Consider the following 16,942-nt stretch of genomic DNA (forward strand, 5'->3'; position numbering starts at 1 on the left):
GTCTCATCGTCTTGTCGCTGCCAGCAGGCTCAGGCCGCGGCCGCGGGCAGGGCCACGCAGCAGGCAACTTTCCGCCCAAGGCCCGGGTGCCCGTGCTACCAGCTGCTGCCCGAGCCCCCGCCGCCCGAGGAGCCGCCACTGCTGCTGGAGGAAGAGCCGCCCGACGATGAGGAACTGCCCGAGGAGGAACTGCTGGACGACTTGCGGGCAATGGTGTAGCGTACCTTTTTGGTCTGGTGCTGGCAGTGGGCGCACCGGGACTGTTTCCAGCCCCAGCCGGTAGCCGAGGTAGTAGCGGCAAGCTCCACCGTGGGCTCCTGTGCTTCCAGAGTCAGGTACTGGCACTGCGGGCAGGGCTTTACGGTAGTGCCCAGGTTTTTGTAGTCAATGACGAGCGTCTGGTGGCATTGGGTGCACTGGAACACGTCGTAATCTATGGATCTGGTCTTTTCCTCGGCCGCCTGGCCCGGCTTTAGCAGGGCATCGTCCTGCTTCTCGCTGAGCCGGTGCATGGTGCCGCCTGAGCAGTTGGAGCAGGCGTAGGGGGCGGCGCGCAGCTGGTGCATCCGGCGCCAGTGCCAGAGCCAGTAAACGAGCATACCCACCGGAAAGAACAGCACCCGAAAGAACGTTTGCACGGAGCTGTGCTGCCGCTCCAGGTAAGTATACCGCTCCCGGCGGCTCAGGGCTGCGGGCTGCGCGGCGTAGCGCCGATTGAGCTGCAGCACGGTCCAATGCAGGTAGCCGCAGGGAAGCAGGTAGCTCAGGGCAATGATGGCATACAGGGAAGCATTGTCGTCGATGGTGGGGTGCAGCAGGTTTAGCAGTCCTACCAGGCCCACCGGCACAAGGCCCAGCCACAGGAAAGTGAACGACCGGTGGTCGTTGGGCGAGAGGCCGATGGCCAGCATGCACAGAAAAAAGGAGCCCAACGCGCAGAAGGTGCCCAGCCCTACCCACCGGTCATGGGGGGTAAGCGTGGCCCCGTCGGGGGCCACGGCCCTGCTTTCCGGGGCCGGGCTGCTGGTCGCCACCCGGGAGGAATCCGGCACGGCGGCACTGGCGGCCAGGTGCACCATGAGGGCCTGAACGCCCTGGGTCAGGGCCTCGTCGTAGCGCTTGTCTCTGAGCAGCGGCAGCATGATTTGCTGCTGAATGCGGAAGCAAATAATGTCGGGCAGGTCGGCTTCCAAGCCGTAGCCGGTTTCAAATTCGACGCGGCGCTGGTCGAGCACCAGCAGCAGCAGCAAGCCATTGTCCTTTTCCGCGTCGCCGATTTTCCAGCGGTTAAACAGCGCTGTCGCCGTGGTTTTGGGCACGGCCTCCCCAATGCTGCGGGTCACGACCACATCGATGTGGGCCCGGCCCGATTGGTCCAGGGCCCGCAGCTGGCTGTTCAGCAGCTGCACGGTAGCGGGCCGCAGCACGCGGTCCGGGTCGCTGACGTAGGACTCATCCAGCGTTTTGGGGTCGGGAATAGCTTCTAAGGGGTCAGGGGCCGCTGGTCCACAGCTCACCACCACTACTAGCAGCAGACCCAGCAGGGCCCGGTAGAAACAAGACATCAGGGTCGGATTACGCAAGGAATGCCAAGCGGGTGGCAGCCCGGGAAGGGCCTGCCAGGGCTACCGCCAGGTAAAGGAAAATTCGGCATCGACAGCCCGAGGACTTCTGTTATAGCCAGCCGGTTGCCCGGTATTCACGCGGTAAACATACCCCATTGGCAGGCAGCGAACGGCTGTTTTTTAAATCTTTGGCCCGGCATGCCAATTCTAGGCGGTGATGCGGCACCAGAAAGAACCGGTCGGCGGCCTGGTCGAGCGGAAAATCAGTGCCAGGTGAAACCACATATTGGTAATCCGCAGAGCGAAGTGCGCGAGCGGCAGCTTCTCCTGCTCGCGGAGCCGGCGCAGCTGGTCAAATAAGTAATGGGAAAGGCGGTAGCTTTGAACCCCGCATACACGGCCAGCGGCTTAACCTGCCTATCCCTTTTTCGTGTCTCAACTTCTACCTTTGCTTCTGCTCAGCCTCACACTGCTTTCCTTCGCCCGTAAGAAAGGTAAAGCTGCGCCCGAACCCACCCTGGAGGGCCACTGGAAGTACGCGACTTACTCAAGCACTATTCATAAGGGCGATGGCACGGTCACCAGAACCAACCAAGGGGCTGCTGGCTTCAGCTACCCGATACGTAGAGCCGATGCCTTCAGTATTTATAGTAGCCCAGACAACAGGCTCCTATAGTCGGCAGGGTAACGGCTGTGGCGTACACTAGCCAGTGCTTGGGCCCCAGGAATACCCCGGCAGCAAGTAGAATAAGCTCTGGCTTCTTGTGCTTGCAACGCCCTGTACGGCGGCAACCCCACGCCGCCAGGCCCCGCTGACGTGCTGGCAGCCAGCCGAGCGAAGCAAAAACGCGTAACCATCAAAAAACTATTACACCACGACCACATAAAACATGGCATCAGGTCTTTTTGCGCTATTGGATGACGTTTCCGCCTTGGTTAAAGCCAGCGCGGCCAGCTTGGATGATGTGCCGGCGCAGGTCGCCAAAACCACAGGCAAGGTTTCCGGCATTGTTATCGACGACACGGCGGTGACCCCCAAGTACGTCGTGGGCCTCGACCCATCCCGGGAGCTGTCTATCATTTTTCAGATAGCGAAGAAGTCCCTCATCAACAAAATAGTTATCCTGACGCCGGCCGCCTTGCTGCTCGGGTACTTTGCTCCTTGGGCCATTACGCCCATTCTGATGGTAGGCGGAGCGTATCTGTGCTTTGAAGGGTATGAGAAAGTGCATTCTATGTTCAGCAAGCACCCCGCAATAGACGTGGAAAGTGAGCAGCTGGAAACAATTACGCCGGAGGAGCTTGAACAGCAGCGGGTGGCGGGAGCGGTTCGCACCGACATTATCCTATCGGCTGAAATTATGGCCATTGCCTACAGCCAGGTGACCGACCAGCCCATTGCCAACCAGATTGTTGTTATGCTGGCCGTGGCGGTTTTCATTACCGTGGCCGTCTACGGCTTTGTGGGCCTGATTGTGAAGGCCGACGATATCGGCGTGCACCTGGCCCAGGATAAATTCCACCCGGTGACGCAGAAATTCGGGCGCGGCCTCGTGCAATTCATGCCGCGTTTCCTGAGCATCCTGAGTTATGTGGGAACGGCCGCTATGCTCTGGGTAGGGGCCGAAATCATTGCCCACGGTATTCCGTTCACCAGTCATTTACTGGACGATTTACAAGAGGCGTTGGCCCACCTTCCGGCAGTAGCCTGGCTGGCTAAGGCCCTGGCCTGTGCCGTGAGTGGGTTAATGATTGGCTTTGTGGTGGAGAAGTTAGTGGCCCTGTTTAAGAAGCTGTTCCGCAAGCAATAAAGCGGGGCCAACGGCTGCTTTGGGCTTTCCCAGGCTGCCCACGGCCCTCCGGCCCGGCAGGTTCCGGGCCGTGGCCGACCTGCCGGGTAACGCGCACCTGGGCGCATGGCTGTTTGTAGGCATGTATTCTTGCCGCTTTCGCCATATCTGGTCTTTGGCACCAGTGATGATGAAGGCTGGTACTTATTGGGCCAGGAGCCGTGCGAAGAGTGAGCTGAAAGTTGCCGCTCATTCCACGGCGGCTTTACATGGATAGAGCATACCCAGTGGCTGAGCGGCTTGGCGTCAGCACCTCGGGTATACTCTATCAACTCGTTTAAGCTTCTGGCTGGCTGCTTACAGCTTCACCTTTACCCGCAAAGCTAGCAGGCCTTTCACGCCCTGCAGCTCCTCCAGCTCCAGCTCTTCCACTTCGGGCTCGAGCAGGCCACGGTCCTGCAGGTAGTCGATGTACTCCATGTACTCGGCGGCTTCGCGCTGCTGAGCATACACCAGGGCAATTTTGCCCGGCTGGGTGAGCCGCTCGCCGGTGCCCAGCACGGTGGCCTTGTCCACCCGCTTCTTGATGATTTCGTAGCGGATATTGTAGGCGCCGTCCACGTCGAATTGCCGCTCGTCCTGGCGGAAGCGGATGCTCAGGGGCTGGCCATGGATTAGGATGAGGTGGGTGGTTTCCAGAGGCACGGCCAGCTTGGCTTTGAGTGCGGCGGTGCGGCGCGTAATTTCTACCGTCACCAGCAGCTGCCACAGGCGCAGGTTTTTCAGGAATACCAGGTCAAACGGCTTGTTCTCGACCAGTGAGGCGCCCACGTAGATGTTGTGCTCCACGCCGTCGGTTTTGAAGCGCTGGAAGTAGTGTGGAAACATCTCCTGGGCCTTGGCTTCTTCCTCGTCGAGGTAGTCGCTCACCGTGTCGTTGAGCAGGGTCACGCTCTGCTCAAAGTCCTTGCGGCGCTTGTAGAGGATGCCCAGCTCGGGGTCCATGTTGTTCCAGTACTGGGCAATAACGGGCCGCAGCTCGGGCGTATTGTTGGCCAGGTACTCAAACAGCGGCTCCACTTCCGTCTTCAGCGACTCGAAAATGCTGACCTCATCCCCCGTCAGAATTCCCTGGCGCAGGCGGCGCAGGTTCTTGTTGACGTAGAACTTGAGCTCATCCAGAATGGGCAGCTGCTGAAAGTCGGACGCTTTTTTCAGGACTTTGTTGGCCAAAGTCAGGTGCTCAATCAGGTCGCCCTGAATGGCCTCGTTGCGGGCCGTGCTGCTGCCCCGAATGTCGCTGGCGCCGTGCAGCGGGTATACTTCGTGGAAGACAATATCCTCCATTTCCGCGTTTTTATTGCCCTCCTCCAGCTTGTTGAGCAGGTTCAGGGCCGCGTCGGTGAAGCGCCACTCCATGGTGGGGTGAATGGCCGTAAACTTCTCCTTGATAATGGCCTGCACCCGGGTCTGGATTTCCTCGGAGTTGCGCTTTACGGCCACCGCAAACAGGGGCACGAACTGCGCTACCTGCTCGATGCAGAACTCGTCCAGGTCGCCGATATTGGGCGAGCCCAGCTCCAGCAAGCCCACCGTGTCGTCGCCGTAGGGCAGCAGGGCCAGAATGGTGCTTTTGATGCCGATGCCCAGAATCTGCTGGCGCAAGTCTTCCGGAATGTCGGCCAGCTCCACGTTTTGCAGCACCAGCGGCTGGCGGTCCTGCAGCAGCTGGTTGTAGATGCGGCGGAAGCCCGAGCCGGCGTCCTGGTTGTTGAGCTGCTTGGTCAGGAAGCTGTGGTTGATTTTGCGGCCAAAGTCCACGAAAGCCTGCTTTTTCTCGTCGTAGGCGGCAATGCCGAGCTGCAGAAACGGCCGGCCGAAGAGCACCCGCAGCTTTTCCTGAATTTGCTCGAGCCGGTCGGAGGCCTGCAGCACGTCGCGCTCCAACAGGTCGTATTTCAGCTCCGAGAGGATTTCCTGCTCGGTCACGTCCACCAGGTGCAGGATGTTGAAGCCTTCCAGCTCGAACCGCTCGGGCGGCAGCAGCTCGTGCCACAGGTCGGCGCGGTGCAGGTTGTGGCTCAGGTGCTCAATTTGCTCGGGCGTCAGCTCGGGCTTTTCGCCCACCACGCGCACATCCACAAACGTGGAGTTGTAGCCCACGCCGTAGTGGCGGTAGGAGCCAATGTTGTAGTCCGGAACGGTAAAGATGATGGTGCCCTGCAGGGGCAGGTGCACGCCGTAAATCTTATCCAGAATCAGCTGGTACACCATCCGGGCCATGTAGATATCCATGGTCCGGATGTCGAAGTTCAGCGGCTGCTTGACGGTTTTGTTGGTGTTGAGCAGCACTTCCGCAAACCGGGGCGTCTGGTAGAAGCTCAGGCGCTGAAACGGCGCCACGGCCCCGCTGATATCGGTTGCAAACGAGGCGGGCGGAAATACGGCCATCAGCAGCGTTTCGACCAGGTCGCAGCTGCAGTCCAGCACGCTCAGGTCGGTGATGGGGCCGCGGCACCACGGGGCGTCGGCTACCTGCTCGCCGATGGAGCGGGCCAGCAGGGCCACGCCGGGGTTGGAGTCGTTTTCGCGGGCCTGCCAGTAGGCAATAATGGGCTCGAGACTCAGCGTGGTCTTGAACGGGAAAGCCGGGGAGGTAACAGCAGGGCGGACGGTAGGTTCTCGTAACATAAGTGCCGGTATAACAGCGAGGCCCCGCCGATTGATTCACTCCGTCCGGGTCGCTGTTGGCAGCATATACGGGGTGGCCGGCCTGCGCGGCTTACCCACTCCGAAGAAACCCAGCAGTAGTTCGCCGTTTACTCCTTATTGAGCGTGATATAGACTGGCTTATCCTCATTGGTAGGGTCGTGGGCATCGTACTGCACGTTGTTGACTACCACTACTTTCTTTTGGTTCCGGGAACAGGTGCAGCAGGCACTCTCATCCACGGGGCGGCTCTCGACGGCAATAGGATCCACGACAAAGCGCTTTTCGGAGTGCAGAAACGAGAGGTTGTAGATAAACTGGGTGAAGCGCACGCCCGAGCGGGAGAAAGGCCGGCCGGGGCCAATGGCAATGGGTTCGGCCACGTTGGCCAGGGCACGGCCAATGACGATTGTGTCGGGCCGGATTGTGCTCCGCGGGTCTTTCGGCCGTCTTACAATCAGGATAGTGTCTACTTCCCGGGCCGTGAAGCCTTTGTTGGCCGGGTCCAGGTTGAAGCGCAGAAACACGTCGTCGTCCGCGCCGTCCTGACACAGGCAGGTGTTGTTGACGCAGCAGGCCGAAAGAAGCAGCCCCGAGCCGAGCAGAAGAAACCAGGTGAGCAGAGAACGTAGCATAACAGGGGTAAAGGTAGCGTCCCGGCCGCAGGATTCCGGTATCGGCGGGCTGAGTGGTGCCAAATCGGCCCAAAAACAGGACAGCCAGCTCCTGTCGGGGAACTGGCTGTAGATACGAACGAACCGCTGCGGTTATTGCTTCACGAAGCGCTTGGTTTCGGTGCCCGTGCGGGTCGTGATTTTGTAGAAGTAGGTGCCGCTGGGTAAATCGGCGAGGTTGGCCGTCAGCGTGTGGCTGCCTTTGTCCTGCTGCTCGTTCTGCAGCACGGGCCGCAGGGTGTTGCCGCGTCCGTCCAGAATTTCAATCGTAACGGGTCCGGCCTTCTTCACCTGGTATTCCAGCTGGTTGCTGGCCGCCGCGGGGTTGGGGTACACGTTCAGGTCGGTAGCGGCGCTGGTAGTGGCTCTTAGGGCCGGGGCATTGGGGTCCAGCAGCAGGAATTTGGCGGGGCGCAGGAAGTCCTGGCCCAGGCGGCCCGCGCCGTGGTGCCGGCCCCCGGCGCGGCGGTTTTCCAGCTGCGCGGGCGTGGCATACTTGGTGCTAATGGCCTTTAGGTCCGTAGTCCACTTGTCTTTCTGGGGCTGGATTTCCTGGCTGAGCTGGGTAAGCTGGGGGGCATATTTTTTGGCCAGCAAGCCCACTTTTACCATGATTTCGCGGCTTTCGGAGCGTAGCTGCTGCATCTGCTGCTTCTGGGCCTCAGTCAGCGCGGGGTGGGCGGCGCCGGGCGTAGCGGGCTGCAGGGCTTCGCGCAGGCTCTTGCCACGCTGGCGCAAGGCCTGCAGCTGGGTGCGGTAGGTGGCCAGCTGGGCTTTGTCGTCGGCCGAGAGCTGGGCTTCCAGCTTCTGGCGCTGCTGCCGCACCACGGGCAGCACGTTGGTCTGGTAATAGGCTTTCACTTCCTGGCGGCCCGGCTTTTCGTCGCGGCGGCCGTTGGCAAACGTGCTGCTGGCGCTGAGCAGCGCGGCCAGCAGCAGGGTCAGGGTTTTGAGCAGGGTAGTCTTCATAAGCAGGGTACGGGCATGCATAGTGGCAAATCAGTGTTCGGACCCATAGATGCCCGCAGGTAGCCAACGTTTAATCAGGAACGAAAAAAAACCGCCCCAGCGTATGCTGAAGCGGTTTTGCTATATTCAGAATGAGGTATTTCGCTTACTTAAACGTGTCTTTCGTGTCGATAACCTTCACGTCGACTATGTTCAGCTTGTAGTTGGCTACCTGCGCGTCTTCGGCCACTACTTCCTTCGGCAGCCCTTCGCTCACCACCTTGGCGTAGCTCATGGGCGAAGGCGTGTTCTGCTTCAGCACGTCGGCCAGGGGCTGGGCCTCGCTGTCGTCCGTGACGATGGTCACGTACATGTTCTGGGTCTGCCAGTGCTTCCGGATGGCTTTGTTCACGTCGTCCAGGGTCAGCTTGGCCAGCTGCCCATCCAGCTCCTTGAGGTAGTCTTTGCGGCCGTAGAACTTGGAATCGAGCAGAAAGCCCAGCTGCTTGGACGGCGTGGTGCCGTAGAGCTTCACGTAGGAGCGCAGGAAGGTGCGCGTCAGTTCGAAGTCAGCCTTGCTCAGGCCGTTCTTCACGATGTTGTCCATTTCGCGCACAGCCATGCGCAGGGCAAACGGCGCGTGGCCCACTGTGAGGCCGCCCAGCTCGGTGGGATACTGCTTGCGCAGGCCTTCGGCAATCTGCACCGGGCGCAGCCACAGGCTGGCGTAGTTGGCGTGGCGGGGCACGCCGGGCACGGGCAGCATGTTCTGGCCACCGTTGTCGTACCACTCGATGTAGCTGTAGTCGCCGTAGTTCATCGAGCGGGTCGTCCGGATCTTGTCGTAGAGCTTGCCGTAGCTTTTGCGGTGTTCCCCCAGGTAGGAGTTGGCCACCATCAGGGCCGCGAAATCGTCGGAAGCACGCGTCGTCTGAATCGGGAAGCCCGCGTACACGGCCGAGCCCAGGGCGTCGGTCTTGCTGATGATTTCGACGTGAATGCCTTTGGGTGCGGCCAGAGTGGGTACTACGGCTTTAGCCGTGCTCTTGGGCAGCTTTTCCAGGTCATCCTTCAGCTTTTTGGCAAACGACTCGGGGTAGTTGCCGGCAATGCCGATGGTCAGATTGTCTTTGCCAAAAGCGGCGGCGTAGTGCTTTTTCACGTCGTCCAGCGTGAGGCTTTTCACGCCGGCTGCCGTGCCGCGCGTCATGTGCTGGAAGCGGGTGCCGCGGAAGAGCTGGTCTTCGAGGGCAAACTTGCTGTAATCCTCATCCGAGGAGGCCCGAATTACCTGCTCCACGTAGTTGTGCAGGTTGGACTTGACGCGGCCGAAGTCTTCCTCCGTGAAGGTGGGGGTAAGAATCAGGCCTTGCAGCACCGGGTAAAACTTATCAATAAAGTCGCGGTGAAACTCGAAGGTGAAGGTCGTGACTTCCTTATCGGTGGTGGCGTAGTAGCGCGTGGCCATCGGGTAGAGGAAGTCCTTGAGTTGGGCGGCCGTCATGGCCTTGGTGCCGCCTTCGGTCACGAGCTGGCTGGTGAGGTACGTCAGACCTTCCTTGCCCACGGGGTCGGAGGAGGAGCCGTTACGGAACTGCAGCTTCACCACCACTTTCGAGGAGTTGGGCTGGCGCAGCTCCACCACGTCGGCGGCTTGGGCACTAAACGCTCCGGCCGGGCCCAGTAGGGCCGCTGCCAGCAGGAAGCGGGAAAAAGTATTTTTCATGGAAGAAGAAAAGTCGAAGGGAGGAGGGAGAATAAGCCAGGTACTGCCGCCGCGCTACTGCACGCCGCCCGTGGTGTTGGGCCCGATGGTGCCCACGGTGAGGTGCTCGGCCACGAAGTATTTCTTGGCTGCGGCCTGAATGTCGGCTGGTGTTACCTGGTCGTAGAGGGCGTAGTAGCGGTTCAGGGACTGCGGGTCGCCGGTGAGCCAGATAAACTCGGAGAGGCCGTTGGCAATCTGGTCGGGCGAGTCGAGGCCCATCAAAAAGCCGTACTTCAGCGCCGACTTGGTATCGGCGAGGCGCTTGGCGTCTACGGGGGTGGTTTTAAGTTCTTCCAGGGCTTTGGTAATCTCATCTTTCACGTAGGCCATGTCGGTGGGCTTCACCACCGAGGCCCGAATCGACATCAGGTACGGGTCACGGGTGTAGTTGGGGGCGCCGCCCACGAAGCGTACTTTCTGCTCTTTCACCACCAGCTTCTGGTACAGCGGCGAGTTGTCGGAAAACAGCATGGTGCTCAGAATGTCCAGGGCGGGCAGGTCTTTGCTCTGGTCGTTGAAAGCCGGGCCACGGTAGCTCAGGCTCACCAGGGGCGGGAAGTTGGCGTTCTGGATGTGCACGTAGCGCGGGGCCGTCTGCTCGGGCTCGGGCGTAATGGTGGGCTTGTAGCTGCCGCGCTTCCACATGCTGAAATACTTATCGGCCAGCTGGTTTACCTGCTCGGCCTTCACGTCGCCGACCACCAGCAGGGTAGTGTATTCGGGGCGGTAGAACCGGTCGAAGAACTGCAGGGAGTACTGGTACTGGTTGGGCATGTCCACCACGTCCTTGAAGAAGCCCATGGTAGTGTGCTCGTAGGTGTGCTTGTCGAAGGCGGCATCGGCCACTTTCTCGTTGAGCTGGGTGTAGAGCGAGGCCGAATTCTTGGTATACTCGCCCTTCACGGCGCCAGCTTCGGCTTTGAAGTCGTGCTCGGGGTATTTCAGGTACTGAAACCGGTCGGCTTCCACCTCAAACATCTTTTCCAGCATCGTCGCGTTGCCGGTCATGTGGTACACGGTCCGGTCGAGGGAGGTATTGGCGTTAGCCGAGGCCCCGAGGCTTTTCAGCACTTCGTTGTACTGGTCCTTGGAGTACTTGTCGGTGCCCCGGAACATGACGTGCTCGAAGAAGTGGGCAAAGCCGGTGTGGCCGGGCTCCACTTCGTCGCGCGAGCCGGCGCGCACCACCAGAAAGAACGAGGCCAGGCCCGGCGAGTCGAAGGGCACGGTCACCACGTTCAGGCCGTTGGCCAGCTGCTTCTGCTGAATGGGGTAGGGGAAAGCCTGGGCAGAAGTGGCGGCCGTGGCGGCGGGAGTCGCCTTTTTTTGCGCCTCAGCCAGGGGCGCCACCAGAAGACCAGCCGCTAAAAGGCAGGCCTGTACAGAGTGTTTCATACGGGGAGAAATGAGGTAAATGAGGGCGGCCACGCCCACGGGCGCGTTACGCGCCAAAGGAACAATTGCCGGGCTAAAGGTTGCACATCCACCGCAAAATCCCAGCATCGAATTTCTGACCTGCCCGGCCCCAAAAAACAAGCCCGGCGGCCCCCGTGAAGGAGCCGCCGGGCCGGTACCGTAAAGCAGAATAGGGGCTACTCGGGCTTCGAGCCGGCCGGCGCCGGCCGGGCGGTGGAGTCGGCTGGCTCGGCGGTATTGAAGCCGGGCACGTCGCTGATGGTGACTACGCCGGCCGTTTTGGCCAGAATCAGCTGCTCGCGCAGGAAGCGGGAGTCGGCGGCTAGCTGCGGCCGGATTTCATTCAGGGCCTGGCGAACGGCTTCGATATCGGCCAGGCGGGGCGCGCCTTTCTGGGAGTAGCCGTGGTACACCGCCACGCGGATTTTCGACTCGCCCTTGCCCTTGTAGGTTGCCAGTATGTTGTCTTTCACATCCACAATCTGCACCTCGGCCTGCAGCTGGGTTTGATACCACTCGATGGGAATGCCCAGCAGGGAAGGCGTCAGCAGCGTGGCCAGCTGGAAGATATGCAGCCCCCGGCCCGTGCGCTGGTTAGCCACCTTGCTAATGCTGAGCTTAATGGTGCCGTAGGTCGTCGTGTCTTTGTCGTCCATCAGGTTGCGGTCCAGCTCCAGCCGAAACAGCTTCTGCGCGTCGTCGGCGGTGGCGCCCGTGGAGCGACTCAGGGCGCTGGCCTCGACGCTGGTTTCCAGCACCGGCAGGCGGGTGTTGAGCGAGGCGGTGGGCACGGTAAACAGGGCCTTGTCGAGCGACCGGCAACCGTCCAGCGTTACCAGCAATACACTGAGAAAGGAAATCAAAGCTAAACGCTTCATGCCGATGAGATTAGAGGTGAATGCGCGGGCTGCACAGCTGCTACCAACGCGAATTACGGGCAGACGTTTCCAGTTTTTACGCTGCTATTAAATAGTTACTACTTTCTGTTTCCTCGGTCCAAAAACAGCACCGGCAGGCTGCGAGGGCCTGCCGGTGAAGGAGAAAAACAAAAAAATCCGCGGCTTAGTGCGTGTGCTGGGCCAGGCTGCTGTCGGCTTCGGCCAGGTCGTCGATGGGCTCCGCAACGTAGTTATCCACGAATTCGCCTTCCCAGCGGGCTACTACGGCCGTAGCCAGGCAGTTGCCGATGACGTTGACGGCCGTGCGGGCCATGTCCATCAACGCATCAATGCCCAGGATAATGAACACCGGCCACGAAGGCAGGTTGAACGAGGCCACCGTGGCCAGCAGAATCACCAGGGAGGCGCGCGGCACGCCGGCCACGCCCTTGCTGGTTAGCATCAGGGTAAATACCATTACCAGCTGCTGCCCTAACGAGAGGTCGATGCCGGCGGCCTGGGCCACGAACACGGCCGCCAACGACAGGTAGAGCGTGGTGCCGTCGAGGTTGAACGAGTAGCCGGTAGGCATCACGAAGGCCACCACGCGGCGCGGCACCCCGATGCTTTCCATGGCTTCCATGGCCCGGGGCAGGGCCGCCTCCGAGCTGGTAGTAGCAAAGGCAATGCTGACCGGCTCGGCAATGGCCTGAATGAAGCGCTTGAGTGGAATACGGGCAATCAGGGCCACCGGCACGAGCACCAGCAGCAGGAAGGCTGCCAGGGCGCCGTAGAGCGTCAGGAGCAGCTTAAAGGCGTTGACCAGGGGCGCAAAGCCCATTTTGCCGACCGTGTACGCCAAAGCGCCACCCACCCCGATGGGAGCGAAGAACATCACTACGTTGGTGAACTTGAACATCACCTCCGATAGGCTTTCGGCAAAGTCCAGCATGGGCTTGCGGTGCTTGCCGTGCACCATGGCCAGGCCGATGGCGAAAATGATGGCAAACACCACGACCTGCAGCACCTGGCCTTCAGCAATGGATTTGGCAATGTTTTCGGGGAAGATGTGCAGGATGATATCCGAGGTGGTTTGCTCCACGGTCTGCAGCTTCTCGGTTTCGGCATCTACGCCGGCCTGACTGATGCCCACTCCGGCTTTCGTCAGGTTGATGGCGGCCAGGCCGATAAAGAGGGCAAACGTGGTGACAATCTCGAAGTACACCAGGGCCTTAATACCCATCTTGCCTACCTGCTTCAGGTCGGCGTGGCCGGCAATACCCACAACCAGCGTGGCGAATACCAGCGGGGCAATGATGGTTTTGACCAGGCGCAGGAATACGTCGCTGAGTACCTTCATATTTTGGGCGGCCACGGGGTAGTCGTGCCCGAACTCGGCACCGATAAACATGCTGACCACAATCCAGAAAGTGAGGGAGCGGCGCTGGGTGGCGTAGGCGACCAGGGCGGCCAGGGCCAGCCAGCGGGCTATCATGGGCACGGCCTCGGGCAGGCCCCCGATGTTATAGGCGTGCAGAACGGTCAGGGCCAGGGCTACCAGAAACAGCAGCAGGACCACGGGAGCGAGGCGAGAGAACTTCATGCAGGGAAATAAACGGAGGGGAAATCGGCGGGAAAGTCAGCAAAGATAAGGTATTGACTTTCGTTGCGGATTGCTCCTTTGAATCTTGTTTTGCGTACCTCTGTATTGCATTCCGCCAGTATCCCGCTTTCGCCTATCTACCGTGTCGCTCCTCTGGACTTTGGCCGCTCATGAGCTGCCGCTACGCTATACCTGGAAAATTTCCCGCAACGCCTCCGACGTCAAGACCAACCTCATCGTGCGCGTCAGTGGGGGCGGGGCCACGGGTTGGGGCGAGGCCGCGCCCAACGTGCGCTACGGCGAAACGCCCGAGGTGCTTACCGTTCAGTTTGACGCCCTGCTGCAGGCCGGGCTGAACAAGCTGACCCGCCTGCCCGAGCTGGAAGAGCTGCTGGCCGCGCACCCGCCCGCCCAAGCCCTGCGCTTTGCCCTCGAATCGGCTTTCGTGCACCGGCTGGCGGGCCTGGCAGGGCAGTCGGTGGCTACGTGGCTAGGCTGCCCGGCGCCCGGCAGCCCGGTCGCTACGGCCTTCACGCTGCCCATCATGGAGCCCGGGACCGTGGCCGATTTTGTGCAGCAGCAGCGCATGAGCCGCTTTCCGCTGCTCAAAATCAAGGTAGACCAGCACAGCGGCCTGGAGCTGCTGCGGGCCATCAGTGCGGCGCTTCCCGGCCGCGAGCTGCTGATCGACGGCAACGAGGCCTGGACCGACGCTGATGCGCTGCTGCGCTTTCTGGAACAGGTCCAGACGTTGCCCGCGCTGCGCGTGCGCCTGCTGGAGCAGCCCCTGCCGGCTCGTTGCACTGACGACTACCGCTACCTGCGCAGCCGCTCGCCCTGGCCGGTTTTCGCCGACGAGTCGGTGACGGCCACGGCCGATTTTGCCGACATTGCCCGGCAGTTTCACGGCGTGAACATGAAGCTGATGAAGGCCGGCGGCTACCTCAACGGCATCCGGATTCTGCAGCAAACCCGCGCCCACGGCCTGCAAACAATGCTGGGCTGCATGGTCGAAACCTCGCTCGGCATCTGGTCGGCCCTGCAGATCAGCCACTTGGCCGACGTCTGTGACCTAGACGGCTTCCTGATCGTGCGCGACGAGCCCTTTGGCCTAGTGCGGGAGGAAAACGGCCGGCTGACGGCCCTGCCCGTGTGCTGGAACCGGCTGGTGCCGGTGGTCAGCTGAGTTCAACTGAATACCAAGTCAGATAGGAATGGTGGTAAAAATATGGGTTGGAGTGAGCTTGATGGCGTCTTTGGTATCTTGCAGTGCCCGTGAGGATATCGTCTTTTCGGCGGTCGATGAGCTACATTATATCCAGCTGTATAGCCGAAACAACGATTTTGAAATACTTCATAATGGTATAAACACGGCTCAAGGCCGGTATGAAGTAAAAGGGGATACGATTCTTTTACATTACCTGCCGGGGCAGCTAACTATCAAGAGAAGTGAGAAGTTGGACGGCGCCAATGCCAAGTTTACCCGATTATTGGTCATTGAAAGGAAGCGAAAGCACGTCCGCTCGGCAGATAGACACTATTTCTGCGCAAACATTGCCATCGATCAACTTGCTCAGGCAACGCCTGTAAAACAAGCAAAGCGCCACCCATAGCAGGTGGCGCTTTGCTTGTATCCTCATTACGAAGCCAGCATTGGCAGGCCTTACTTTACCTGGCGCAGCTGCTCATCCAGCGCCTTAATCTGCTGGTCGAGCTGGCTGGTATCGGCGGGGCGCTGGGTGCCGCTGCTCAGCAGGCTGATCTTGTCGTTGAGCAGCTGAATTTTCTGGGCCATCAGGGTAATGCGGCTGTTGAGGCTGCTCAGGCGGGTTTCCATGTCGGCGGTGGTGGGCACCGAGTTGCGGTCTACCAGGGGCTCGTACTGGGCCCCGGCCGGAGCCGTGGTGCCGCGGGCCGAAGCGGCGCTGCCGGGCGTGGCAAACACGATTTCCCCTTTCATGGTTACGTAGTCGCCCTCGCGCAGGGTGGTTTTTTTGCCTCCGGGCAGCTCCACAATACCACTTTTATAGTTGATCTTCGTGCCATCGGCTAGGGCCACGTTCTGGGTCAGGGGCTTGGTGGTAGAGCCCTGGCGCAGCACTACCTCGCCATCGCGCATCAGAAACTGGTCGGTGCTATTGGCCACTACAGCCCCCGCCGGGCGGGTGGGCGTGGCTTGTGCCAGGGCACTGGCAGGAGCGGCCAAAGCCAAAAACAGTGCGGCGGCGGGGAGGTGGCGAATCATGGCGTGGAGTTTGGTTAGTAGGCTGAACTTACGGGTTTGCCCGAATTCAGTTTTTTGCCGGTGCCACCGGGGTGAAAAAAGAAATTCGGGAACTGTGTTGCGACATTAAATGTATGTACATATATTTGCAACGTAATCCAGCCCCGCTGAATGCATATTATGAGAATCGAAGACGAAATCAAGCAGCCCGTATTTAAGGATGAGTACCAGAAAGGGTACATCAATCTGATTTACACGGCGGGCTGGCTGCAGCAGCAGCAGGCCGCGGCGTTTCGCGAATTCGACCTTACCCTGCCCCAGTTCAACATTCTGCGCATTCTGCGGGGGCAGCATCCCAAGCCGGCTACCGTCAACCTGCTCATTGAGCGCATGCTCGACAAAACCAGCAACGCCTCCCGCATCGTCGACAAGCTCGAAGCCAAGGGGCTGGTGACGCGTACTGTGTGCCCCAGCAACCGCCGGGCCGTGGACATTCGCATTACCGAAGCCGCCCTGGAGCTGCTGCTGCGCATGGACACCGAAGTGCTGAGCAAGCAGCACAACCTGCAAACGCTGACGGTGGAAGAAGCCGTGCAGCTGAATGCCTTACTCGATAAAATCCGCGACTGACGTCTTTCAGTTACTTCGTTTTCCCTTCACTCCACATTTGTCATGAAAAAATTCGCTCTTTCCGCCCTGTTCGTTGCTTCTATTCTGGCTGCGCCGGCCGTAGCCAAAGATCCTTCGGCTCCTAAGGCTGCTACCAGCACCAAAGCCGCTACAGTGTACAAAGTGCAGCCGCAGCTCAGCACCCTGGGTTGGGTCGGCAAAAAAGTTACGGGCCAGCACAACGGCACCATTCAGTTCAAGAGCGGCGACGTAGCCGTAAACGGTAACAAAATCACCGGCGGTACTTTTGTTGTTGACATGAACTCGCTGAAGGTAACCGACATCACCGATGCCGACACCAACGGCAAACTGGTCGGCCACCTGCGGGCCGACGACTTCTTCGGCGTCGAGAAGAACCCCACCGCTACCTTCAAAATCACCAAAATTACGCCCATCAAAGGCGCGGCGGCTAACGCCAACAACTCGACCGTAACCGGCAACCTGACCATCAAAGGCATCACCAAGCCCGTTACGTTCCCCGCCATTCTCGACGTGAAAAATGGCGTAGCTTCCGCCGTTGGCACCGCCACCATCGACCGCACGCAGTTCGACATTAAATACGGCTCGAAGTCGTTCTTCGAAAGCATTGGCGACAAAGCCATTGACAACGACTTTACGCTGAGCTTCAACGTTATTGCCAAGCAGTAGTCGGATTCTAACTGCCACAAAAAAGCCCCGTCGTACGAAACGACAGGGCT

14 protein-coding genes are annotated in these 16,942 nt (G+C 60.0%); 5 read left to right on the plus strand and 9 right to left on the minus strand.

Translation table 11 applies throughout. The features are described from left to right. Nucleotides 1-95 precede the first annotated feature (95 nt). Entirely contained in the window at nt 96-1,565 is a 1,470-nt protein-coding gene (locus LGH70_RS09075) for a TPM domain-containing protein (protein ID WP_226184916.1), read from the minus strand. 890 nt (nt 1,566-2,455) lie between these two features. Here LGH70_RS09075 and LGH70_RS09080 point away from each other — a divergent pair. After that, nucleotides 2,456-3,376 carry a DUF808 domain-containing protein gene (locus LGH70_RS09080; protein ID WP_226184917.1) on the plus strand — a complete coding sequence of 307 codons (921 nt, stop codon included), beginning with the start codon at nt 2,456-2,458 and terminating at the stop codon, nt 3,374-3,376. 336 nt (nt 3,377-3,712) lie between these two features. Here the strand turns inward: LGH70_RS09080 and LGH70_RS09085 are convergent, their stop codons facing one another. The 7 genes from LGH70_RS09085 to LGH70_RS09115 form a co-directional block, all read right to left on the minus strand. Continuing rightward, nucleotides 3,713-6,046: a GAF domain-containing protein gene (locus tag LGH70_RS09085; protein WP_226184918.1), complete on the minus strand. Its 2,334-nt coding sequence runs from the start codon at nt 6,044-6,046 to the stop codon at nt 3,713-3,715. A gap of 128 nt (nt 6,047-6,174) precedes the next feature. Further along, on the minus strand, nt 6,175-6,699 hold the full coding sequence (locus tag LGH70_RS09090) for a hypothetical protein (protein WP_226184919.1): 525 nt from the start codon (nt 6,697-6,699) through the stop codon (nt 6,175-6,177). Nucleotides 6,700-6,831: 132 nt separating this feature from the next. Continuing rightward, nucleotides 6,832-7,707, minus strand: coding sequence for a T9SS type A sorting domain-containing protein (locus tag LGH70_RS09095; protein WP_226184920.1), 876 nt, complete (start codon nt 7,705-7,707; stop codon nt 6,832-6,834). A 145-nt stretch (nt 7,708-7,852) separates the two neighbouring features. After that, the gene (locus tag LGH70_RS09100; protein WP_226184921.1) at nt 7,853-9,412 is read right to left on the minus strand and encodes a M16 family metallopeptidase; all 1,560 of its coding nucleotides are present in this window, start codon (nt 9,410-9,412) and stop codon (nt 7,853-7,855) included. Between the two features lie 54 nt (nt 9,413-9,466). Continuing rightward, on the minus strand, nt 9,467-10,849 hold the full coding sequence (locus tag LGH70_RS09105; protein WP_226184922.1) for a M16 family metallopeptidase: 1,383 nt from the start codon (nt 10,847-10,849) through the stop codon (nt 9,467-9,469). Nucleotides 10,850-11,046: 197 nt separating this feature from the next. After that, nucleotides 11,047-11,748 carry a hypothetical protein gene (locus LGH70_RS09110; RefSeq protein WP_226184923.1) on the minus strand — a complete coding sequence of 234 codons (702 nt, stop codon included), beginning with the start codon at nt 11,746-11,748 and terminating at the stop codon, nt 11,047-11,049. A 184-nt stretch (nt 11,749-11,932) separates the two neighbouring features. After that, a complete protein-coding gene (locus LGH70_RS09115; RefSeq protein WP_226184924.1) occupies nt 11,933-13,351 on the minus strand; it encodes a dicarboxylate/amino acid:cation symporter in 1,419 nt (472 codons plus the stop codon). A 142-nt stretch (nt 13,352-13,493) separates the two neighbouring features. Between LGH70_RS09115 and LGH70_RS23820 the strand changes: the two genes are divergently transcribed. Both LGH70_RS23820 and LGH70_RS09125 read left to right on the plus strand, forming a co-directional pair. Next, nucleotides 13,494-14,537 carry a dipeptide epimerase gene (locus tag LGH70_RS23820; RefSeq protein WP_226184925.1) on the plus strand — a complete coding sequence of 348 codons (1,044 nt, stop codon included), beginning with the start codon at nt 13,494-13,496 and terminating at the stop codon, nt 14,535-14,537. Between the two features lie 28 nt (nt 14,538-14,565). Next, nucleotides 14,566-14,964 (plus strand): hypothetical protein, encoded by a 399-nt coding sequence (locus LGH70_RS09125; protein ID WP_226184926.1) that lies wholly within the window; start codon nt 14,566-14,568, stop codon nt 14,962-14,964. 50 nt (nt 14,965-15,014) lie between these two features. Here LGH70_RS09125 and LGH70_RS09130 read toward each other — a convergent pair whose 3' ends face one another. After that, nucleotides 15,015-15,596: a DUF6799 domain-containing protein gene (locus LGH70_RS09130; protein WP_226184927.1), complete on the minus strand. Its 582-nt coding sequence runs from the start codon at nt 15,594-15,596 to the stop codon at nt 15,015-15,017. A gap of 159 nt (nt 15,597-15,755) precedes the next feature. Between LGH70_RS09130 and LGH70_RS09135 the strand changes: the two genes are divergently transcribed. Both LGH70_RS09135 and LGH70_RS09140 read left to right on the plus strand, forming a co-directional pair. Then, a complete protein-coding gene (locus tag LGH70_RS09135; protein WP_226184928.1) occupies nt 15,756-16,205 on the plus strand; it encodes a MarR family winged helix-turn-helix transcriptional regulator in 450 nt (149 codons plus the stop codon). Between the two features lie 42 nt (nt 16,206-16,247). Beyond that, complete coding sequence (locus LGH70_RS09140) at nt 16,248-16,892, plus strand: YceI family protein (protein WP_226184929.1); 645 nt, start codon at nt 16,248-16,250, stop codon at nt 16,890-16,892. Nucleotides 16,893-16,942: the final 50 nt, after the last annotated feature.

The organism is Hymenobacter nitidus, from assembly GCF_020447315.1.
Lineage (GTDB): Bacteria > Bacteroidota > Bacteroidia > Cytophagales > Hymenobacteraceae > Hymenobacter > Hymenobacter nitidus.